Annotated in this window: 20 protein-coding genes; 16 read left to right on the forward strand and 4 right to left on the reverse strand. The window is 58.8% G+C overall.

Translation table 11 applies throughout. The features are described 5' to 3' along the window. Positions 1–33: 33 nt before the first annotated feature. Complete coding sequence (locus tag ACK3EW_RS08765; RefSeq protein WP_493809258.1) at positions 34–597, reverse strand: PAS domain-containing protein; 564 nt, start codon at positions 595–597, stop codon at positions 34–36. A 168-nt stretch (positions 598–765) separates the two neighbouring features. Between ACK3EW_RS08765 and ACK3EW_RS08770 the strand changes: the two genes are divergently transcribed. From ACK3EW_RS08770 to tsf, 8 genes are all read left to right on the forward strand, one after another. Then, on the forward strand, positions 766–1,656 hold the full coding sequence (locus ACK3EW_RS08770; protein ID WP_493809259.1) for a YicC/YloC family endoribonuclease: 891 nt from the start codon (positions 766–768) through the stop codon (positions 1,654–1,656). 3 nt (positions 1,657–1,659) lie between these two features. Then, positions 1,660–2,301 carry a guanylate kinase gene (gene gmk, locus ACK3EW_RS08775; protein WP_493809260.1) on the forward strand — a complete coding sequence of 214 codons (642 nt, stop codon included), beginning with the start codon at positions 1,660–1,662 and terminating at the stop codon, positions 2,299–2,301. Continuing rightward, positions 2,298–2,819, forward strand: a complete 522-nt coding sequence (locus ACK3EW_RS08780; RefSeq protein WP_493809261.1) for a gamma carbonic anhydrase family protein — start codon at positions 2,298–2,300, stop codon at positions 2,817–2,819. Before gmk ends, ACK3EW_RS08780 begins: the two co-directional genes overlap by 4 nt. 89 nt (positions 2,820–2,908) lie before the next feature. Beyond that, positions 2,909–4,210, forward strand: a complete 1,302-nt coding sequence (locus ACK3EW_RS08785) for a HupE/UreJ family protein (RefSeq protein WP_493809262.1) — start codon at positions 2,909–2,911, stop codon at positions 4,208–4,210. 130 nt (positions 4,211–4,340) lie between these two features. After that, positions 4,341–4,622 carry a glycosyltransferase family 2 protein gene (locus ACK3EW_RS08790; protein ID WP_493809263.1) on the forward strand — a complete coding sequence of 94 codons (282 nt, stop codon included), beginning with the start codon at positions 4,341–4,343 and terminating at the stop codon, positions 4,620–4,622. A gap of 33 nt (positions 4,623–4,655) precedes the next feature. Further along, entirely contained in the window at positions 4,656–5,333 is a 678-nt protein-coding gene (locus tag ACK3EW_RS08795; protein WP_493809264.1) for a hypothetical protein, read from the forward strand. A 170-nt stretch (positions 5,334–5,503) separates the two neighbouring features. After that, positions 5,504–6,283 carry a 30S ribosomal protein S2 gene (gene rpsB / locus ACK3EW_RS08800; protein WP_493809265.1) on the forward strand — a complete coding sequence of 260 codons (780 nt, stop codon included), beginning with the start codon at positions 5,504–5,506 and terminating at the stop codon, positions 6,281–6,283. A 93-nt stretch (positions 6,284–6,376) separates the two neighbouring features. After that, positions 6,377–7,252: a translation elongation factor Ts gene (gene tsf, locus ACK3EW_RS08805; protein ID WP_493809266.1), complete on the forward strand. Its 876-nt coding sequence runs from the start codon at positions 6,377–6,379 to the stop codon at positions 7,250–7,252. A gap of 318 nt (positions 7,253–7,570) precedes the next feature. Here tsf and ACK3EW_RS08810 read toward each other — a convergent pair whose 3' ends face one another. Continuing rightward, positions 7,571–8,353: a LuxR family transcriptional regulator gene (locus ACK3EW_RS08810; protein WP_439121484.1), complete on the reverse strand. Its 783-nt coding sequence runs from the start codon at positions 8,351–8,353 to the stop codon at positions 7,571–7,573. 168 nt (positions 8,354–8,521) lie between these two features. Between ACK3EW_RS08810 and ACK3EW_RS08815 the strand changes: the two genes are divergently transcribed. From ACK3EW_RS08815 to phoB, 8 genes are all read left to right on the forward strand, one after another. Next, on the forward strand, positions 8,522–9,871 hold the full coding sequence (locus ACK3EW_RS08815; RefSeq protein WP_493809267.1) for an ISNCY family transposase: 1,350 nt from the start codon (positions 8,522–8,524) through the stop codon (positions 9,869–9,871). Between the two features lie 13 nt (positions 9,872–9,884). Beyond that, complete coding sequence (locus ACK3EW_RS08820; RefSeq protein WP_493807331.1) at positions 9,885–10,154, forward strand: hypothetical protein; 270 nt, start codon at positions 9,885–9,887, stop codon at positions 10,152–10,154. A 566-nt stretch (positions 10,155–10,720) separates the two neighbouring features. Beyond that, on the forward strand, positions 10,721–11,761 hold the full coding sequence (locus tag ACK3EW_RS08825) for a substrate-binding domain-containing protein (protein ID WP_493809712.1): 1,041 nt from the start codon (positions 10,721–10,723) through the stop codon (positions 11,759–11,761). Between the two features lie 87 nt (positions 11,762–11,848). Next, positions 11,849–13,321: a phosphate ABC transporter permease subunit PstC gene (gene pstC / locus ACK3EW_RS08830; RefSeq protein ID WP_493809268.1), complete on the forward strand. Its 1,473-nt coding sequence runs from the start codon at positions 11,849–11,851 to the stop codon at positions 13,319–13,321. Next, positions 13,318–14,640 carry a phosphate ABC transporter permease PstA gene (gene pstA / locus ACK3EW_RS08835; protein ID WP_493809269.1) on the forward strand — a complete coding sequence of 441 codons (1,323 nt, stop codon included), beginning with the start codon at positions 13,318–13,320 and terminating at the stop codon, positions 14,638–14,640. Before pstC ends, pstA begins: the two co-directional genes overlap by 4 nt. A 15-nt stretch (positions 14,641–14,655) precedes the next feature. Further along, on the forward strand, positions 14,656–15,453 hold the full coding sequence (pstB, locus tag ACK3EW_RS08840) for a phosphate ABC transporter ATP-binding protein PstB (RefSeq protein WP_439120706.1): 798 nt from the start codon (positions 14,656–14,658) through the stop codon (positions 15,451–15,453). 4 nt (positions 15,454–15,457) lie between these two features. Further along, complete coding sequence (gene phoU / locus ACK3EW_RS08845; RefSeq protein ID WP_244897914.1) at positions 15,458–16,195, forward strand: phosphate signaling complex protein PhoU; 738 nt, start codon at positions 15,458–15,460, stop codon at positions 16,193–16,195. 3 nt (positions 16,196–16,198) lie between these two features. Continuing rightward, positions 16,199–16,888 (forward strand): phosphate regulon transcriptional regulator PhoB, encoded by a 690-nt coding sequence (gene phoB, locus ACK3EW_RS08850; RefSeq protein ID WP_493809270.1) that lies wholly within the window; start codon positions 16,199–16,201, stop codon positions 16,886–16,888. Positions 16,889–16,962: 74 nt separating this feature from the next. Here the strand turns inward: phoB and ACK3EW_RS08855 are convergent, their stop codons facing one another. Both ACK3EW_RS08855 and ACK3EW_RS08860 read right to left on the reverse strand, forming a co-directional pair. Then, the gene (locus ACK3EW_RS08855) at positions 16,963–18,012 is read right to left on the reverse strand and encodes an ATP-binding protein (protein ID WP_493809271.1); all 1,050 of its coding nucleotides are present in this window, start codon (positions 18,010–18,012) and stop codon (positions 16,963–16,965) included. Next, positions 18,009–19,190, reverse strand: coding sequence for a trans-sulfuration enzyme family protein (locus ACK3EW_RS08860; RefSeq protein ID WP_493809713.1), 1,182 nt, complete (start codon positions 19,188–19,190; stop codon positions 18,009–18,011). The genes ACK3EW_RS08855 and ACK3EW_RS08860 overlap by 4 nt, the downstream gene beginning before the upstream one ends. Between the last annotated feature and the right edge of the window lie 86 nt (positions 19,191–19,276).

Here is a 19,276-nt window from a genome sequence, read left to right on the forward strand (position 1 = left end):
CAATAAGGGGCGGCTCTTCGGGGCCGCCCTTTTTCATGTGTTGTCCACCACCAAACGCAGCCTGGACCGACACGCCAGGGCAGGGCGCGCACGTACCTTGCCCACGCCGAACGGCCCTGCGGCGGGCGCAGGTGCATCCCCGATAGCCGCCACTCCCCCCAAGAGTTGCGTGACGCGTCCTGTCGTGTCTCTGAGCGGATAGAGAACCATCCGCGCGGACACATCGCGATTGGCAGCATTAGCGCCAGTCGTCAGGTCAATGTCGACAGCACCGCCTGTGTGGCAAAGGCGTACTGCCTCGTTGAACGCCGTCCGATCCTCAGGACGGATCAAAAGGCTGAGGGGGAGGCCCGAGCACGGTGTGCCTGCCATGTCAGAAACCGAACCTCCTGCCACGCGGATGCGGGCATGAGAGCGTCCAAAGCTCTCGGCCAGAAAAGCGTGATCCAAGGCGTCCTGAAACTGACCGGGATCAACATCAGACCAAAGTGGCAGATCTCCCTGCACTGCGAAGCCTGACCAATAGGTGTCCAGTATTTCAAGTGCACGCGCCCCGTGCCGGGTCAGTGCATGGTGTGTCATCGACGTGATGATCATTGCGTGTCGTCCCATCCCAAGTGTCGACCCAAGAGGTACCACATTCCTGCCGCAATTTGGTCTTGGATCTTAACAAATGGTTAACTTCTCACGGCTCGCCATCGGCTTGCATCACATCGGCGCACAGCGTAACCCAACGCCTGACATCGGGGGAACGAGGACAAAGACATGCGTCAATCCATGACGGGTTTTGCGTCGGGGCAGGGAGAGGCTTTGGGCCTCACCTGGACTTGGGATCTGCGCAGCGTGAACGCTCGCGGCCTCGACATCCGGGTGCGGGTGCCGGATTGGGTCGACGGTCTGGAACAGACGCTGCGCGCGCTGGTCACCAAACGCGTGGCACGGGGCAGCGTGACGGTCTCGCTCCGGCTGCAATCCAACGGCACCGAACCTGCACAGGAACTGAACGAGGCGCAGCTTGACCGCGTCCTGACCGCCATGATGCACATCGAAGCAGAGGCCATGGCGCGGGGCTTGTCGCTGACTGCATCATCCGCCGCCGATCTGATCACAGTGCGCGGCGTCATGGACATTGCGCATCAGCAATCCGACCCAGCGGAAGTGCGTGCTGCACTGGTTGCGGATTTCGCCCCTGTTCTCGACAGCTTTATCGACTCCCGGAACTCCGAAGGGGCGGCGCTTGAGGATGTGCTGAATGGGCAGGTGGACCAGATCGCGGCTCTGGTATCACAAGCCGATACTGTCGCTGAAGCCCGAAAAAACGAACAGGCGGACCGGATGCGCGCCGCTATGGCGCGTGTGGTAGACGCGCATGACGGCTTTGACGAACAGCGCGTCGCGCAGGAACTGGCATTGATCGCCGTCAAAGCTGACGTGACCGAAGAAATTGACCGACTGCGCACCCATGTCGATGCGGCGCGAGCCCTTCTTGGAGCCGGTGGCGCTGTAGGGCGCAAGCTGGATTTCCTGATGCAGGAATTCAACCGCGAGGCCAACACTCTGTGTTCCAAGGCTCAATCGGCGCCATTGACGGCTGTGGGGCTGGAATTGAAAACCGTCATCGAACAGATGCGCGAACAGGTCCAGAATGTGGAGTAAGCCATGATCAACCGACGTGGATTGCTGGTGATCTTGTCCTCGCCTTCGGGCGCAGGAAAATCGACCCTGTCGCGGCGTCTGCTGGATTGGGACGAAAGCCTCAGTTTTTCGGTCTCGGTCACCACCCGCGCACCGCGTCCCGGCGAAGTGGACGGTGAGCATTACCATTTCCTGAGCGAAGACGCCTTCAAACGCGACGTGAACAACGGTGACATGCTTGAACATGCACATGTGTTCGGCAATTTCTACGGCAGCCCGCGCAAACCCGTTCAGACCGCGATCGACGCGGGCAACGACGTGTTATTCGACATCGACTGGCAAGGCGCGCAGCAGATCGTGAATTCGTCCCTTGGCCCACATACCCTGTCGATCTTCATTCTCCCGCCGTCGATCGAGGAACTGCGCCGCCGTCTGGAAAGCCGTGGGCAGGACAGTGCCGAGACTATCGGCAAACGGATGCTCAAAAGCTGGGACGAAATCAGCCACTGGGGCAGCTACGACTATGTGCTGATCAATGATGATCTGGACCAGACCTTCGAGCGCCTAAAGACCATTGTCACAGCCACTCGCTTGCGGCGCTTGCAGCAGCCGGGCTTGGTGGATCACGTTCGCAAGCTCCAACAGGAATTCGAGGACCTGACATGACGCTCTACGTTTTGGACGGCATCGCGCCGAAAATCGCTGAAGACACTTGGGTCGCACCGGATGCAAACCTGATCGGGCGCATTGTCGTCGAAAGCGCAGCCAGCGTCTGGTTCTGTGCAACGTTGCGCGGCGACAACGAGGTGATCACCGTGGGCGAAGGCAGCAACATTCAGGAAAACTGCGTGCTTCACACCGATTTAGGCTATCCGCTGACCATCGGCAAAGGCTGCACTATCGGTCACAAGGTCATGCTGCATGGCTGCACGATTGGCGACAATTCCCTGATTGGGATGGGGGCCACGGTGCTCAATGGTGCCAAGATCGGCAACAACTGCCTGATCGGGGCAGGGGCCTTGATCACCGAAGGCAAAGAAATTCCCGATGGGTCTTTGGTTATGGGGGTCCCCGGCAAGGTGGTGCGCGCGCTTGATGCAGCGGCCATCGAAGGCCTGCGTAAAAGCGCAACTGGTTATCAGGCCAATATGCGCCGCTTCCGCGATGGGATGACTGCGCTTTAAGCGCCGATTTTTGTTCGGTTTCTTGAAACTTTTCTTGAAGCCACGCGTGGATGCATCAACTTCATCGGTTGGTCAAAAGGATGTGTGTCATGAAAGCGATTTGGGTCAGTCTGTGTTTGATGATGGCGGCCGCCATGGTGTCCGCCCACGAGGTGCGCCCGGCGATTGGTGATCTTGAAGTGGCCGAAGGTCAGGTGGACATCACTCTCACCCTGAACGGCGAAGCCTTGGTCGCTGATGTCAGCCTTGAAGGGATCGACAACACCGACGCATTGGACGCATCCGAAGAGGTGGATCGCCTCCGCGCGCTCGAGCCTGAAGCCTTGAGAGGCGAACTCGAGCCGCGCATGTCGGACTTCATCCAAAGCCTCAGCGTGACCGCTGGAGGCGTGCCGGTGGATCTGACCACAACTCAGATCGACGTGGATGTTGTGGGCAACACGGAACTGCCACGTGACACCGTTTTGTCCTTGAGCGGCCCACTGCCGGATGGGGCAAACGCCATCAGCCTCACTTGGCCCGCGGCCTATGGCGCGCTGGTGCTGCGCCAGCAAGGGGTCGAAGAACCCTACACCGGCTATCTCGAAGGCGGTCAAAGCAGCGGTGACATCCAGTTGAGCGGCGGTGACGAAGCAAGCGGTTGGGCCACGTTCGCAACCTATATCCCGGTCGGGTTCGACCACATCCTCCCCAAAGGCTTGGATCACATTCTGTTTGTTCTGGGCCTTTTCTTCCTGTCCACACGCTTTGCGCCGCTCTTGTGGCAGGTGACCTCCTTCACACTGGCGCACACGGTGACCCTGGCGATGGCAGTCCTTGGTATCGTATCGGTGCCTGGCAGTATCGTAGAGCCCCTGATTGCGGCCTCTATCGTCTATGTCGCGGTTGAAAACATCGTGTCCGACAAACTGAACCGCTGGCGACCGTTCATCATTTTTGGCTTTGGCTTGCTGCACGGTTTGGGCTTTGCCAGTGTCCTTGGGGAATTTGGGTTGCCTGAAGGGCAGGTTGTTCCGGCGCTGATCGGCTTCAACGTCGGTGTCGAACTGGGCCAACTGACGGTGATCGCCATCGCGTTCATCCTTGTCTGGTATGCGATCCGGGTAGATCGCGGCGAGGCCGATGTCGCCCCGGCCCAAGGTTTGTACGGTGTGCTCGCTGTGATCTTTGTGGGGCTGGGCTTTGCGATGAACACGCCCGGTTTCCAAGAAATCATGGGCGCATCTGCGATGGTGTTCTTCTGGCCGCTTGCTGCACTTTCCGTGCTTTGCGCGGTATCGGCCACTCTGGTCGATCAGCTTGACGCCTACCGCCGCTACGTCGCTGTGCCGGCGTCGGCGGCCATTGCGCTGGTGGGTGCATATTGGTTTGTGGAACGGGTGTTTCTCTAAGTCCGATCATCGCTTGACGGGTCGGCCCAAAGGTCACAGGCCGACCCGTGGCGGTGAACGCCCGTTGTGTCACGTGGGCGACCTGCGCTAGCGTTGACGCAACGAGCAGTCGAATAACGGCAGTCACACCATGACAGGCGGTTCCACCATGCCCACCTCTGGGCTTGTCAGTTGTATGCGCAACGAAGCGCCGTTCATTCTGGAATGGGTGGCGTATCACAGTGTGCTGGGGTTCGACCGTATCTTTGTCTACACCAATGCGTGCACGGACGGCACCGATATGATGCTGGAACGGTTACAGCAGATGGGCGTCCTGACCCATGTGCACAATCCCATGTCCGAGGGGCTTGGTCCGCAGGAATCGGCGATGCAGCACTTCCTGTCGCTGGACGATGTGCAGAAGCTTGACTAGGTTCTGCATATTGACGCGGACGAGTTTCTGAACGTGCAGGCCGGGCAGGGCAGGGTTGCCGACCTGCTGTCCGTAGCGGGAACTGCGGATGTGATGGCGCTCATGTGGCGGCCTTTTGGGAACAACGGGTTGACGCGCTGGACCGGGGGCAGCGTACTTGAGACATTTACCGCGACACAAGCCCGACCTCGCGCGCCGAACGCGCAGCACAAAAGCCTGTTTCGGCCGCGCAGTTTTGGTGCCGCAATCGACCATATGCCGAAAGAACCGCTGTCCGGGTACGTGTGCCTTGTCAACAGTGCGGGCGTCACGTGTGACCCGCGCGCCTTGTTCGTTCGCCATCAGGCGCGCTACCGGATGCCGGTCGAGAACCTGAGCTGGGACAACGCCTATATCAACCACTATGCCATCCGCTCTGACGACGTCTTTCTGATGAAGAACGTTCGAGGTGATGGCATGGGGCGCGTCAGTGAAAAGTATTTCCTCAATTCCAAATTCTATCGCCGCCAGAACAAGAATGGCGGACAGGACACCTCGATCCTACGGCACCGAGATGCCCTGAACGCGCGGTTGGCCGAGTTCAGGGCTGATCCTGTCCTCGACTTCCTGCAGACACAGGCACTCAGCGCGTTCATCCGAATGCGTGACAGGGTGCTGACGCCGGAACGCATCGCCGAATGGACGGCACCGGAACCCGTCGCCCAAGGCTGATCCCGAGTCCGGTCCCTGAGGGCTTGCGCACCGCGGAAACCCCCGCTATACGCGCGCCACTGACACCACAGGCGGGGTCGGGCCTTTGGGGGAGACATCCTCAAACGTCCACCGGTTGGCCAACAGGCTGATACCCCCGCTGAGGACTGAAACCGGAAAGGATAACGACAATGGCTCTTCCAGAGTTCACATTGCGCCAACTGCTTGAAGCAGGCGTACACTTCGGCCACCAGACGCAGCGTTGGAACCCCCGCATGGGCGAGTTCATCTATGGCGCGCGCAACGGCATCCACATCATGGACCTCACGCAGACCGTTCCGATGCTCGACGCAGCACTGAACGTGATCCGTGAAACCGTCGCGAAGAACGGTCGTATTCTCTTCGTCGGCACCAAGCGTCAGGCACAGATGCCGATCGCGGAAGCCGCTGAAAAGTGCGCACAATACTATATGAACCACCGCTGGCTGGGCGGCACGCTCACCAACTGGCAGACCGTTTCCAAGTCGATTCAGCGTCTCAAGCAGATTGACGAGCAAATGGCGAATGGCGCTGAAGGCCTGACCAAGAAAGAGCGTTTGGGCATGGAGCGCGAGCAAGGCAAACTGCAAGCGTCGCTCGGCGGTATCCGCGAAATGGGCGGTGTGCCGGATCTGCTGTTCGTCATCGACGTCAAGAAAGAAGCACTGGCCGTGGCCGAAGCCAACAAGCTGGGTATCCCGGTTGTGGCAATCGTCGACACCAACTGCTCGCCTGCTGGCGTAGACTACATCATCCCGGGCAACGACGACGCCGCCCGCGCGATCAGCCTCTACTGTGACCTCGTGTCCCGTGCAGCGCTTGACGGCATGACCGCCCAGATGGGTGCTGCCGGTGTTGACCTTGGCGCGCTCGAAGAGGCACCGGTCGAAGAAACGCTGGCCGAAGCCGCAGCAGAAGACGCGACCGCGTAAACGCGCGTTACCGCGCCGTTACATCGATATGACAGGGCAGGGCCGTTGAACAAACGGCCCACCACGCCTGAATTTGAAATGAGGAGAGCCAAGATGGCGATCACAGCAGCACTCGTGAAGGAACTGCGCGAACTGACCAGCGCAGGCATGATGGACGCCAAGAAGGCGCTTGTCGAAACCAACGGTGACATGGAAGCCGCAGCAGACTGGCTGCGCACCAAGGGTCTGGCCAAAGCCGCCAAGAAATCCGACCGCACTGCGGCCGAAGGTCTTGTCGCGGTCAAGGTTGACGGCGGCAAAGGCGTTGCCGTCGAAGTGAACTCGGAAACCGATTTCGTCGGCAAGAACGCGGAATTCCAGGCGATGGTCGATGCCATTTCCGGCGCCGCGCTGACTGCAAGCGATATTGAAGACCTCAAAACCACAACCGTTGGTGGCAAAACCGTTCAGGACATGATCACCGACAAGATCGCCACAATCGGCGAGAACATGTCGCTGCGTCGCATGTCCACGCTCGAAGGTGGTCAGGTCGTGTCTTACGTGCACAACGCTGCGGCGGACGGCATGGGCAAGATCGGCGTTCTGGTTGCGCTGTCGGCTGAAAACGAAGCGTTCGGCAAGCAGGTTGCGATGCACATCGCGGCTGTGAACCCGGCGTCGCTGTCCTCGGCTGACCTTGATCCGTCGGTTATCGAGAAAGAGCGTCAGATCCAGATCGACATCGCGCGCGAGTCAGGCAAGCCCGAGCAGGTTATCGAAAAGATGATCGAAGGCCGCATGAAGAAGTTCCTCAGCGAAGTCACGCTGCTGGGTCAGGCTTTTGTGGTTAACCCGGATCTGACCGTCGAAGATGCGGCCAAAGAAGCTGGTGTTGAAATCACTGGTTTTGTTCGCCTCGAAGTTGGTGAAGGCATCGAGAAAAAGGTCGAAGACTTCGCAGCCGAGGTTGCAAAGGCCGCTCAGGGCTAAGTCTCTGATCTAAGACTGAAATAAGTAAGCGGCGCTGTTGAAATGAACAGCGCCGCTTTTTTGCGGGAGCAATGGACACACATCATTTTGGGGATGATGTGGCCCCTCGGTGGGTGAAAGCAATCAACCGGGACAGGTCTTTGCCACAACACACCAAGTGACTTTCGAATGAGACCCGCAGAGCCAAAGCAATATCATGGGTGCGGGTCCCGCGTTCCTTGGCTAAAATTGCCACCACTCACGGAACATCACCACTGTGCCAATTTACGCTGGGTCAAGGAAGTCAGGATTTCCTGACCTCACAGTTTTTTCACGCCTCTAGCGATCGGTGATAAACATCTGATTTTGCAGCGCTGCTTTCAGAACCGCCTGTGCCGTGGTGTCAACGTTCAACGCTTCACGCGCAAGGCGCAGATGCTTTTCCACGGTCGCTGGCGTTAGCCCCATGATGGTCGCGATGTCCTGCGTGGTCTTTCCGCCGCCGACCCATTCCAGCGCTTCACGCTGCCGCTTTGTGAGCGATTGATTCGGCGGAGTATAGGGCAGGGTGAGGATCTTCAGATGCACGATGTTGTTCATCAGTTGGATCAGTTCACCGGATTGATCCCACAGCGCGTCCACATCCTTTTGCGACAGACCGTCCCGCGCAATCAGCGCAATAGCACCTTTGGCGCGATCCGACAGGCTGCGAAAACTGATCGAATAGCCTGCCGTGATCTTGTGCTGTGCATTGAAGTTCAGAATACGCTTTTCGTCCTCGGTGACGGTTCCGCTCTGCATCATCATCTGCAGCACCGACCAGCTTGCTGCGCCGTCATTGTCCAAAGCCCAGCGCACCATTGGCGCCGAGCGGTACATGCCTTCGTTGACAAACGCATTCACATAGGCTGTGTCGATATTCGACAAGACGATGAAATCATCCGGGTCGCCAAGCGAAGTTGCGGTGCGAAACCGTGTGAAGCCATAGAGCAAGCGATCAAAGCCACATTCGGCCATGCGACGGCAGTGAAGGTCCCACAGCTCTTCGATGCTGTTGGAATGCGTCAGATCCAAAAGGGCTGCGTTTTGTTCCGGTGTCATGAGGTTTTGCCGAAGGTTCATCCGTATGCTCTAAGTTGCAAAACTGGGGTTTGTCCAGAAACAGATTTATATCTTTATTACATAATACTGATTATACGAATTTTAGATGTACGCGCAAAGCGATAATGTCACCCATGAGCAATTCAGGAATGTCACTCTCCTCGCAAACTGATGAGAGGATGAGCGGACATGGGATGGGTATTGATGAGCGAGCGCGAGTTGAACCGGGTTGAGGTTTTGGCGCAGGTCGATGACGGTCGGCTGAGCGTCGACAATGCGGCGAACATGTTGGACCTGACGCGTCGGCAGATATTCCGACTGTTGAAGCGGTATCGTCAGGACGGAGCTTCAGCGCTCCGGCACAAGTCGCGGGGGCGTTCGCCAAACAATCAAATCCACGCGGCTAAACGCGACTATGCTTTGAGCGTCATCAAAGAACAGTATCCTGACTTCGGACCGACGCTTGCGGCTGAGATGCTGTCCGAACATCACGGGCTCACAGTCTCGCGCGAGACTGTGCGCAAGTGGATGGTTGAGGATGGCCTTTGGCTGTCCCGCAAACAGCGCCGCCAGTTTCATCGACCGCGCCTGCGCCGGGAATGCTATGGCGAGTTGATTCAGATCGATGGCTCGGATCATCGTTGGTTTGAAGACCGCGCGCCGCCTTGCACTCTACTGGTTTTTATTGACGACGCGACCAGCACCTTGATGGAGCTGCGGTTCGTGAAGTCGGAAAGTACATTCAGCTATTTCGAGGCTTTGGAGCGCTATCTGCAAACCCATGGGCGCCCTGTTGCATTCTATTCCGACAAGCACACGGTATTTCGCGTGGCCAAGGAAGACGCTAAGGGCGGCGCGCGAATGACCCAGTTTGGGCGCGCCTTGAGCGAGTTGAACATTGAGATTCTGTGCGCCAATTCGAGCCAAGCCAAAGGTCGTGTCGAGCGCGCGAACCGAACATTGCAGGACAGGTTGGTCAAGGAGCTCCGCCTGGCGGATATTTCTGACATGGAGGCTGGAAACGCCTATCTGCAGGGGTTCAAAGAGCGTCACAACGCCAAATTCGCCAAAGCTCCGGCCAAATCAGACAATCTGCACCGTGCTCTTAACGTAGAACCGGATCGTCTTGCGGACGTTTTGTGCTGGCGTGAGAACCGCTATGTCGGCAAGCAGTTGACGTTTTCCTATGAGCGCAAGCGCATCATGCTCGAAGAGAACGACCTCACGCGCGGTCTGGTCGGCAAATATGTGGACACCTATGCCTTTGTGGACGGTCGGTTTGAGGTCCGCTGGAAAGGCTATTCCCTACCCTACAGGTTTTTTGACATGGACCAACGCGTTACTCATGCGGCGATCACCAGCAACAAGAACCTGAGCGCCGTGCTTGAGCATATCAAAGAGATGCAGGATGCGGCGCCCCCAAAGCCCAAGGTCCGTACGAACTCTGAGAAGATGGGATATAAGTCAAACGGCCGACGGCCAGGACGTCCATCAGATGCGCGAGTGAAGAAGACAACTGCGCAAGCGGCGCAACGGTAAGAAGGATGTGACCATGGATACCGATGACGATGTCGACGTGATCTTCTCTGAACTATGCGCCGACGTGGAGATCGATGGACGATTTTTGACGGTTGAGATCTACAAAACGACCATTGATCCAAGCTGGTATTTGGAGGTCATCAACGAGTTCGGCACGACGACGTTGTATGATGAGCCTTTCCTTGCAGATGGTCTTGCCTGGCAGCAATTCGAAAAGACCGTGAAGGAGGAAGGGCTAGCCGCCTTCTTCACAAAGGTAGAGAAACAGAATCTCTTTCACTGATCGCCGCAAGGCTTTTCAGCCCTGCGATAGTTGAAGTCTCCGGGCTCAAAAGCCTTGCTCCCCTCAGCGCATTTGGTGACATTTCTACTTTGCAAAACCGGTGACATTTCTACTTGGTTGCAACATGAGATGCGGATATTGCGCTCCATATTTTCATGTTAACAGAGCGTTAAATGGCAAACTTAATGTTCAAAGCGCTGCTCTGGTTTTGACCAACCTCCTGATAAGTCCTGCGTTCAGCCCCCTCCGATCAAACACATGTGTTTTGGGAATCGCCCCGGAACCGAGTCGCACCGGATGTTACACAAACGGCGGTTATCCTGCGTTCGCCAACCTCCGATTGACCTTATTTCAGTCCCAGGCTTCGCCTTCCGCTGCGTAAGGGTGAGAATTTTAAACGCTTTAAAACAATGTGTTGCGATGCACATCTGCCATTTATGCTGATGCAGTGACCTGTGTCATAAAACCGTTACGTAACTGTCACAAAAGCATGGCCGAACATGAATAGACCCACCGCCAACGGTCATCAGGGGGATGGCCGAGAGATATCCAACCAAGGAGCTGACATCATGTCCGTGAAACTCTCTGTATCGGCGCTTGCTATCGCTGCCGTTTCCGCAACTGCAGCCGCAGCGCGTGACAACGTGCAGGTCGCAGGGTCGTCCACCGTCCTGCCCTACGCGTCCATCGTGGCCGAGGCATTTGGCGACAATACCGACTTCCCAACACCTGTTGTTGAATCCGGCGGTTCGTCCTCGGGCCTCAAGCGCTTCTGCGAAGGCGTTGGCGAAAACACCATCGACGTTGCAAACGCATCCCGCGCGATCCGCGAAAGCGAAGTCGCTGTGTGTGCCGAGAACGGCGTGACCGACATCATCGAAGTGCGCATCGGCTATGACGGCATCGTGTTTGCCTCGCAGCAGTCCGGTCCTGCCTTCACCGCGTTCGAACCCTCCGACATCTTCAACGCTATCGGCGCGAAGGTTCTGAAAGACGGCGCGATCGTAGACAACACGCACACCTCATGGTCCGAATTCAACGCCGACCTGCCGGATGCGGAAATCGCGATGTTCATTCCGGGCACCAAGCACGGCACACGCGAAGTGTTCGAAGAAAAAGTTCTGCTGATCGGCTGTGAAGCAACTGGTGCAATGGAAGCCATGATCGCTGGTGGCATGTCCGAAGACGACGCTGAAGACGCCTGCCTTGACGTGCGTCAGGACGGCAAGTCGGTCGACATCGATGGCGACTACACCGAAACCCTCGCCCGTATCGACGCCAACACAAACGGCATCGGTGTGTTTGGCCTCGCTTTCTACGAGAACAACACAGACAAGCTGAAAGTGGCCACCATGTCCGGCATCGAGCCGACAACCGCCACCATCGCATCCGGTGAATACCCTGTGTCCCGCCCGCTGTTCTTCTACGTGAAGAAAGCCCATATCGGCGTGATCCCGGGCCTCAAGGAATACGCACAGTTCTTCATCTCCGACGATCTGGCAGGCCCGTCCGGCCCGCTCGCCAACTACGGCCTCGTGTCCGACCCCGAGCTGGCAAAGACCCAGCAGATGGTTGCTGACGAAAAGGTCATGGGCGCAGACATGTGATCGTTTGACGATCTGAAACGACGGGAGGCGGCACATAACGCCGCCTCCCTTTTCTTATGACGACCGACTGACGACACTGGGGGCTCCATGCCATTACTTTGGCTTTTCCTGCTCGTACTCGCAATTGCAGCCGGGGCGTTTGTCCTTGCCCGCGCGCGCGTTATGGCACTGGCCGGACAGGACCGGCGCACCCTGCATTCTCTTCCAATCTATTACGGCAGCAATGCCGCGATGAAATCCGCAATCCCTGCCCTGTTGGTGCTGGTTCTGTGGCTTCTCGCGCAGCCGTTTTACGTGAACAACGCGGTCTCGGACATGATCCCCGAAAGCGCCATCGCTGACAGCTCATCGCGCGGACTTATCCTTGCCGAAGTGCGTCGCGCGGCGGACGGGCTGGATCTTGCAGTGTCCACCGGCGGCATGACCGAGGACGAAGCGCGCAACGCACGGGCGGATATCTCGGACGTCACAGCGCGTCTGTCCGACGCTGGTGCCATTGTCACATCGCAGATCACACAGCCAGTGCTGCGTGCCGCACAGCAGTTCCGCGTGCTCAACAGTGCCGGATATCAGATTATGTCTGCCGTGGTGTTGCTGATTGCCGCCGCTGGCGCGCTCTGGGGCTTTCGGGAAACCAAACCTGATTTCCGCGCGCGCAACGTGGTCGAACAGGGTGTCCGCGCCCTGCTCATCGCCGCGGCTTCCATCGCCATTCTGACCACGTTGGGCATCGTTCTGTCGCTGGTGTTCAACACCATCGAATTCTTCCGCCTCTACCCTGCCTCTGACTTTTTCTTCGGCACCAGTTGGGCACCCAGTTTTTCGGGGCGTGGCGGTGCATCTGATCTCGGCATTCTGCCGCTGCTTTGGGGTACATTCTACATCTCTATTGTGGCCTTGGTCGTGGCAGTTCCAATTGGTCTCTTCGCGGCGATCTACCTGTCTGAATACGCAAGCCCGAGAGTCCGCGCGTTTGCCAAGCCCATGCTCGAAGTGCTGGCCGGTATTCCGACCATCGTATACGGCCTCTTCGCCCTGCTTACCGTTGGTCCGCTTCTGGTGCAGGTTTTCGGTGATGACGGTCTGGGTTGGATGCAGGCAGGCACTGCCGTTATGACCGCCGGTCTGGTCATGGGGATTATGCTGATCCCATTCGTGTCGTCCCTTTCGGACGACATCATCAACGCTGTGCCCCAGTCGATGCGCGACGGGTCGTATGGGTTGGGCGCCACACAATCGGAAACCATCCGCCAGGTCGTCATTCCAGCCGCCCTGCCCGGCATCGTCGGCGCGATCCTGCTGGCCGCCAGCCGCGCCATTGGGGAAACCATGATCGTCGTTCTGGGCGCAGGTGCCGCCGCGCGTCTGTCGCTCAACCCGTTCGATGCGATGACCACCGTGACCGCCAAGATCGTGTCGCAGTTGACGGGTGACTCTGATTTCGCATCGCCCGAAGCACTGGTGGCCTTCGCCCTCGGGATGACGCTCTTTGTCATCACCCTCGGGCTCAATGTCTTCGCGCTCTACATCGTGCGCAAATATCGGGAGCAGTACGAATGACCGACGCAAGCATGGACAGCGCTCCCGTCAAGGGCCGCCTCACAACTGTCGACGCCCGCACCAAAAAGCGAAATGCAGCCGAAAAGCGGTTCAAGGCATATGGCTTGGTCGCGATCATGATCGGCCTGTTCTTTCTGGTCGTGCTGGCCGTGTCTATCCTGCGCTCCGGCCTGCCGGCCTTCACACAGGCGGAAGTGCGCGTCGAATTCACGCTGACCCAAGCGCAGTTCGACGAAGCCGAAAGTCAGATGCTCAAGACCAAGGCGTATGAGAACCTCTTTATCGCCGCGCTGCAAAGCCAGCTTGAAGAGCGCGGTCTGGACGTGAGCTTTGATCCTGCCGCGATCGAACGTCTGCTCGGAAAGAGCGGCAGCACGATCCGCGAGTATTTCCGCGAGAACCCGGACCAGATCGGCACTCCCGTCACGTTCAACCTCGCTGCGTCCTCGCGCGTGGACGGCTATTTCAAAGGCCGCGTCACCCGCGACACCGTGGTTGACAGCCGCTTTCTCGAAGTGACGGACCTTGATCTGGTGGATGCCTTGGCCGACGCCGGGATCATTATCACTGCGTTCAACTGGAACTTCATCACCGGATCGGATTCCGGTGTGGACAACCCCGGTGGCGCAGGCATCGGCGTTTCGGTGATCGGTTCGTTCTTCATGATGCTTGTGGTGCTGGCGCTCTCGCTGCCCATCGGGGTGGCTGCGTCGATCTACCTTGAGGAATTCGCGCCACAAAACTGGTTCACCGACTTGATCGAAGTGAACATTTCCAACCTCGCCGCGGTGCCCTCCATCGTGTTTGGCATCCTTGGCCTTGCCGTGTTCATCCAGTTCATGCACCTGCCCCAATCCGCGCCGCTGGTGGGCGGTCTGGTGCTGACACTGATGACCCTGCCAACCATCATCATCTCGACCCGGGCGTCACTGAAATCAGTGCCGCCGTCGATCCGCGAAGCCGCATTAGGCGTCGGCGCATCCAAGATGCAAACCGTGTTCCACCACGTTCTGCCGCTCGCCGCACCGGGCATCCTGACAGGCACCATCATCGGTCTGGCACAAGCGCTTGGCGAAACTGCCCCGCTCTTGCTGATCGGCATGGTCGGCTTCATCGCCCGCGCCTATCCCGAAGGCGTTGTATCCGGCTTTATCGACCCCAACTCTGCGATGCCCGCGCAGATCTACACATGGGCGGCGCGCGCCGATGCGGGCTTCTACGAAAAAGCCTGGGGCGGGATCATCATCCTGCTCATCTTCCTGCTGACGATGAACATCATCGCCATCATTCTGCGCCGTCGCTTTGAGCGTCGCTGGTAAACTGGACCCTGCCCCATGTACGATATACCACACCACACACAGGAGACCGCCGTGACGGACGTCAAAATCAAAGCCAAAGACGTACAGGTCTATTACGGTGACAACCACGCGATCAAAGACGTGTCGGTCGAGATCGAGAACAACACGGTGACCGCATTCATCGGCCCGTCGGGCTGCGGCAAGTCGACTTTCCTGCGCTGCCTCAACCGGATGAACGACACGATCGACATCTGCCGCGTCGAAGGCGATATCCTGATCGATGGCGACGACATCTACGACAAGCGTGTCGATCCGGTGCAGCTTCGCGCCAAGGTCGGAATGGTGTTCCAGAAGCCCAATCCGTTCCCCAAGTCGATCTACGACAACATCGCCTATGGTCCGCGCATCCACGGGATGGCGCGCAATAAGGCCGAACTGGACGATATCGTGGAACGCGCTCTGCGCCGGGGTGCGATCTGGGAAGAGGTCAAAGACCGTCTGCAGGCGCCGGGCACCGGCCTGTCCGGCGGTCAGCAGCAGCGCCTCTGCATCGCCCGCGCCGTGGCGACCGAACCCGAAGTGCTGTTGATGGACGAACCCTGCTCGGCGCTCGACCCAATCGCGACAGCGCAGGTCGAAGAACTGATCGACGAGTTGCGTCAGAATTACGCCGTGGTGATCGTGACCCACTCCATGCAGCAAGCCGCACGGGTCAGTCAGAAGACCGCTTTCTTTCACCTCGGCAATCTCGTGGAATATGACGACACGTCGAAGATTTTCACGAACCCCGAAGACAGCCGCACCGAAAGCTACATCACCGGACGGATTGGATAAGATCGTGACACCAACCAAAGACCATATCTCAAGCGCCTTTGATCGCGATCTTGAAGGCATTCAGGCCCGCATCATGAAAATGGGCGGTCTGGTCGAACAGGCGATCCTTGACGCTGCTCAGGCGCTGGAAACCCGCGATCAGGAGTTGGCCGAACAGGTCCGCGCCAATGACCGGGTGATCGACGAGCTGGAAGAACTGCTCAACGAAGAAGCCGCCCGCGTCATCGCCCTGCGCGCCCCGACCGCCATTGACCTGCGGGTGATCCTGTCGGTGATGCGCATGAGCGCTAACCTGGAACGGATCGGGGATCTGGCCAAGAACCTGGCCAAGCGCAATGCGGTGCTGATGAGCATGCCTGCGATCAACGGCTCGGCCGCCCAGTTGCGGCGTATGTCGCGCGACGTACAGATCATGCTGAAGGATGCGCTTGATGCCTACATCCAACGCGATGATGCGCTGGCCCGCGACGTGATCGAACGCGATGTGGACATCGACCAGATGTACAACACGCTGTTTCGCGAATTCCTTACCTTCATGCTGGAAGACCCGCGCAACATCACACCCTGCATGCACCTGCATTTCATCGCCAAGAACGTGGAACGTATGGGCGACCACGTGACCTCCATTGCCGAACAGGTCGTGTTTCTTGTGACTGGCGAGAAGCCGGAAGAACCGCGCCAGAAGGAAGACCTGACGTCTACCGATGTTGACCTGTCTCCGGCAACGAACCGAGGGGCATAAGACATGAACAGCGTCCAGCCGACAGTTCTGGTCGTCGAAGATGAACCCGCGCAGCGCGAGGTTCTGGGCTACAATCTTGAAGCTGAGGGCTTCCGCGTCGCAAAGGCCGAGAATGGTGAAGAAGCGCTGATCCTCGTTGACGAGGAACAACCCGATATCATCGTGCTGGATTGGATGCTTCCGAATGTTTCGGGCATCGAAGTCTGTCGCCAACTCAAGACCCGTGCCGACACGCGCAACGTGCCGATCATCATGCTGTCGGCTCGGTCCGAAGAGGTCGACCGCGTGCGGGGGCTTGAAACCGGGGCGGATGATTATGTGATCAAGCCTTACTCTATCGTAGAACTGATGGCTCGGGTGCGGGCGCAGCTTCGGCGCACCCGTCCGGCAGCGGCTGGCTTGCGCCTCGAATACGAAGACATCGTGCTCGATGCTGAAACCCACCGGGTGTTGCGGGACGGCACAGAGGTCAAACTGGGTCCCACGGAATTCCGCCTGTTGTCCACCTTGATGGAAAAGCCGGGGCGCGTGTGGTCTCGGGAACAGTTGCTCGACCGGGTCTGGGGGCGTGACATCTATGTCGATACGCGTACGGTGGATGTGCATATCGGGCGCCTGCGGAAATCCCTGACCGGTGCCGGTGGCGCAGACCCGCTGCGGACGGTTCGCGGTGCGGGATATTCACTGGGCTAAGCCACATGCGGGAATGATGCGTCAACGCATCACCCGTTTCCGGTGCCGGAAACGATCCGGCGCTCATCCCCACCTTAGTCTTGGTGGCCCTGCAGTGGCAGGATCACCGTAAAGGTTGTGCCCTTGCCTTGCTGGCTTTCGACCTGCAAGCGCCCGCGATGGCGGTTTACGATGTGTTTGACGATCGCCAAACCAAGACCGGTCCCTCCAAGTTCCCGCGACCGGTGGCTGTCGACTCGGTAGAACCGTTCGGTCAATCGCGGCAAATGCACCGCCTCGATGCCAGGCCCCGTGTCGCTGACCTCGATCCGAACGCCCTGCCCGCGCAGACGGCTTTCGTAATCCGGTGTGCCCAAACTGATCCGCACACACGTGCCGCGACCGGAATACTTGATCGCGTTCTCGATCAGATTGGTCAGAACCTGCCGCAATTGATCGGAATCGCCCGGCACCGTCACAGGTGTCTCCGGGAGGTGCAGCGACATCTCGATTCCCGCATCTTCTGCCAGTTGTGCAAGGCTGTGGCGCGTCTGTTGCAGCACCGTCGACAGATCAACCGGATCGACCGGGCGCACCCGTTCATCCGCCTCGACGCGGCTGAGAGACAAAAGGTCCGACACCAGCCGGTTCATCCGCTCGGCCTCGGCCCCCATGATCCCAAGAAACCGTTCCTGCGCCTTGGTGTCGTTGCGCGCCGGGCCTTGCAGCGTTTCGATAAACCCCAACAACGCGGTCAACGGCGTCCGCAACTCGTGGCTCACATTGGCCACAAAATCGCGCCGCATCTGGCCGGCCTGTTCCATCGGCGTTATGTCTTCAAAAGACACCAGAACACCCTGACGCCCCTGCATGGGCACAGCGCCACAGGTCACGCGATAGGTGATGTCATGTTGCCCGTCATTGGTCAGGTACCGGGTTTCACGCATCGTTCCTTCGCGCTGCACCTGCTCGATTGTGTCCAGCAGGGTCGGTTGGCGTAGCGCGGTGATAAAGTGCCGCCCCTCGATATTCTTGCCAAGCAGCTTTTCGGCAGCGGCGTTAACGGCGAAAATCCGGTCATCCGGCGCGATCAGAACCGCCGGAATGCCCAGAACCATCAGAATATCGCGGGGAGCGGCTGTCATTTTGCAGCAGCCACCGCAGCAAGCCCCGCATCGAAGGCGGCCGTCAGGGCGTCCGGATCTTCAAGACCGACAGACACACGGAAGAACCCCTCGGTCATGCCCTGTGCAGCGCGGGCTTCAGGTGTAAGGCCCCGATGCGATGAACTGGCCGGATGTGACAGAGTCGTGCCGACATCGCCCAAGGTCGGGGCAAAGGCGACCTGATGTGCCCCTTGGGTAAAGGCATTGGCCTCGGCCCGTCCGCCGTGCAGTTCGAAGCTGACCATATTGCAGCCACGTCCCTGCAAAAGCCCCTGTGCGCGGGCGCGGTCGGGGTGATCGGGACGCGTCGGATACAGCACGCGCTTCACCAAAGGCTGGGACGCCAGATGATCGGCCAAACGCGATGCGTTTGATTCTGCCCGGTCAAAGCGCAGATCGAACGACATCAGCCCTCTTTCTGCCAGCCAGCAATCGAACGGGCTTGGCGTCATGCCTGTGGTGACGGCGAAATCGTAGATCGCCTTGGCATCCGCCGCTTCGCGCGTGGCCACCCAACCCAGCGTCACATCGGAATGACCAGCAAGCAGCTTGGTCACCGAATGCAGCACCACATCTGCGCCCAGTTCGAACGGTTTGAGAGCGCGCGGCGTGGTGAACGTGTTGTCTACCACCAATAGCACACCCTTTTCGTGACACAGATCCGCAATCCCCTGCACATCCGCGATCCGCAGTGTCGGGTTCGACACCACCTCGATCAGCACCAACCGCGTGTTGGGGCGCAGCGCTGCCGCGACCGCCGCCGCGTCCGTCGGGTCGGCCAGCGATGTCTCGATCCCAAGCCGGGGAAGATCGTCCCGCATCATCCGCAAGCTGCGTCCATAAAGCTGGTCACCGCCCACCACATGATCGCCCGCCTTGCACAGACCAAGCAGAACCGCCGTCACCGCAGCCATCCCCGAGCCCAGCACGATGCCGGGAACCGGGGCACCTTCCATGGCGTCGATGCGGCGCGCCAAGACATCCGCATTGGGATGTCCCTCGCGCGCATAGGTGTACCCCTTGGTACGGCCCTCGTACTGATCGTCCAGCTGATCCGGGGTTGTGCTGGCGTACACCACAGACGGCATCAGCGGCGTCACTACAGGTGTGGAGGCGGTAAAGGGAAGGCCGCCGGGGCGCATCAGGGTCGGTTTCATCATTGTCGCAAAACTCCGTTTAATTCTTGTGCGCAGGCCTGCCACAAAGCGCGGGCGGCAACAATGGGCGGCGCGACGGCACGTTC

Source organism: Marivita sp. NO-S04 (genome assembly GCF_059070475.1).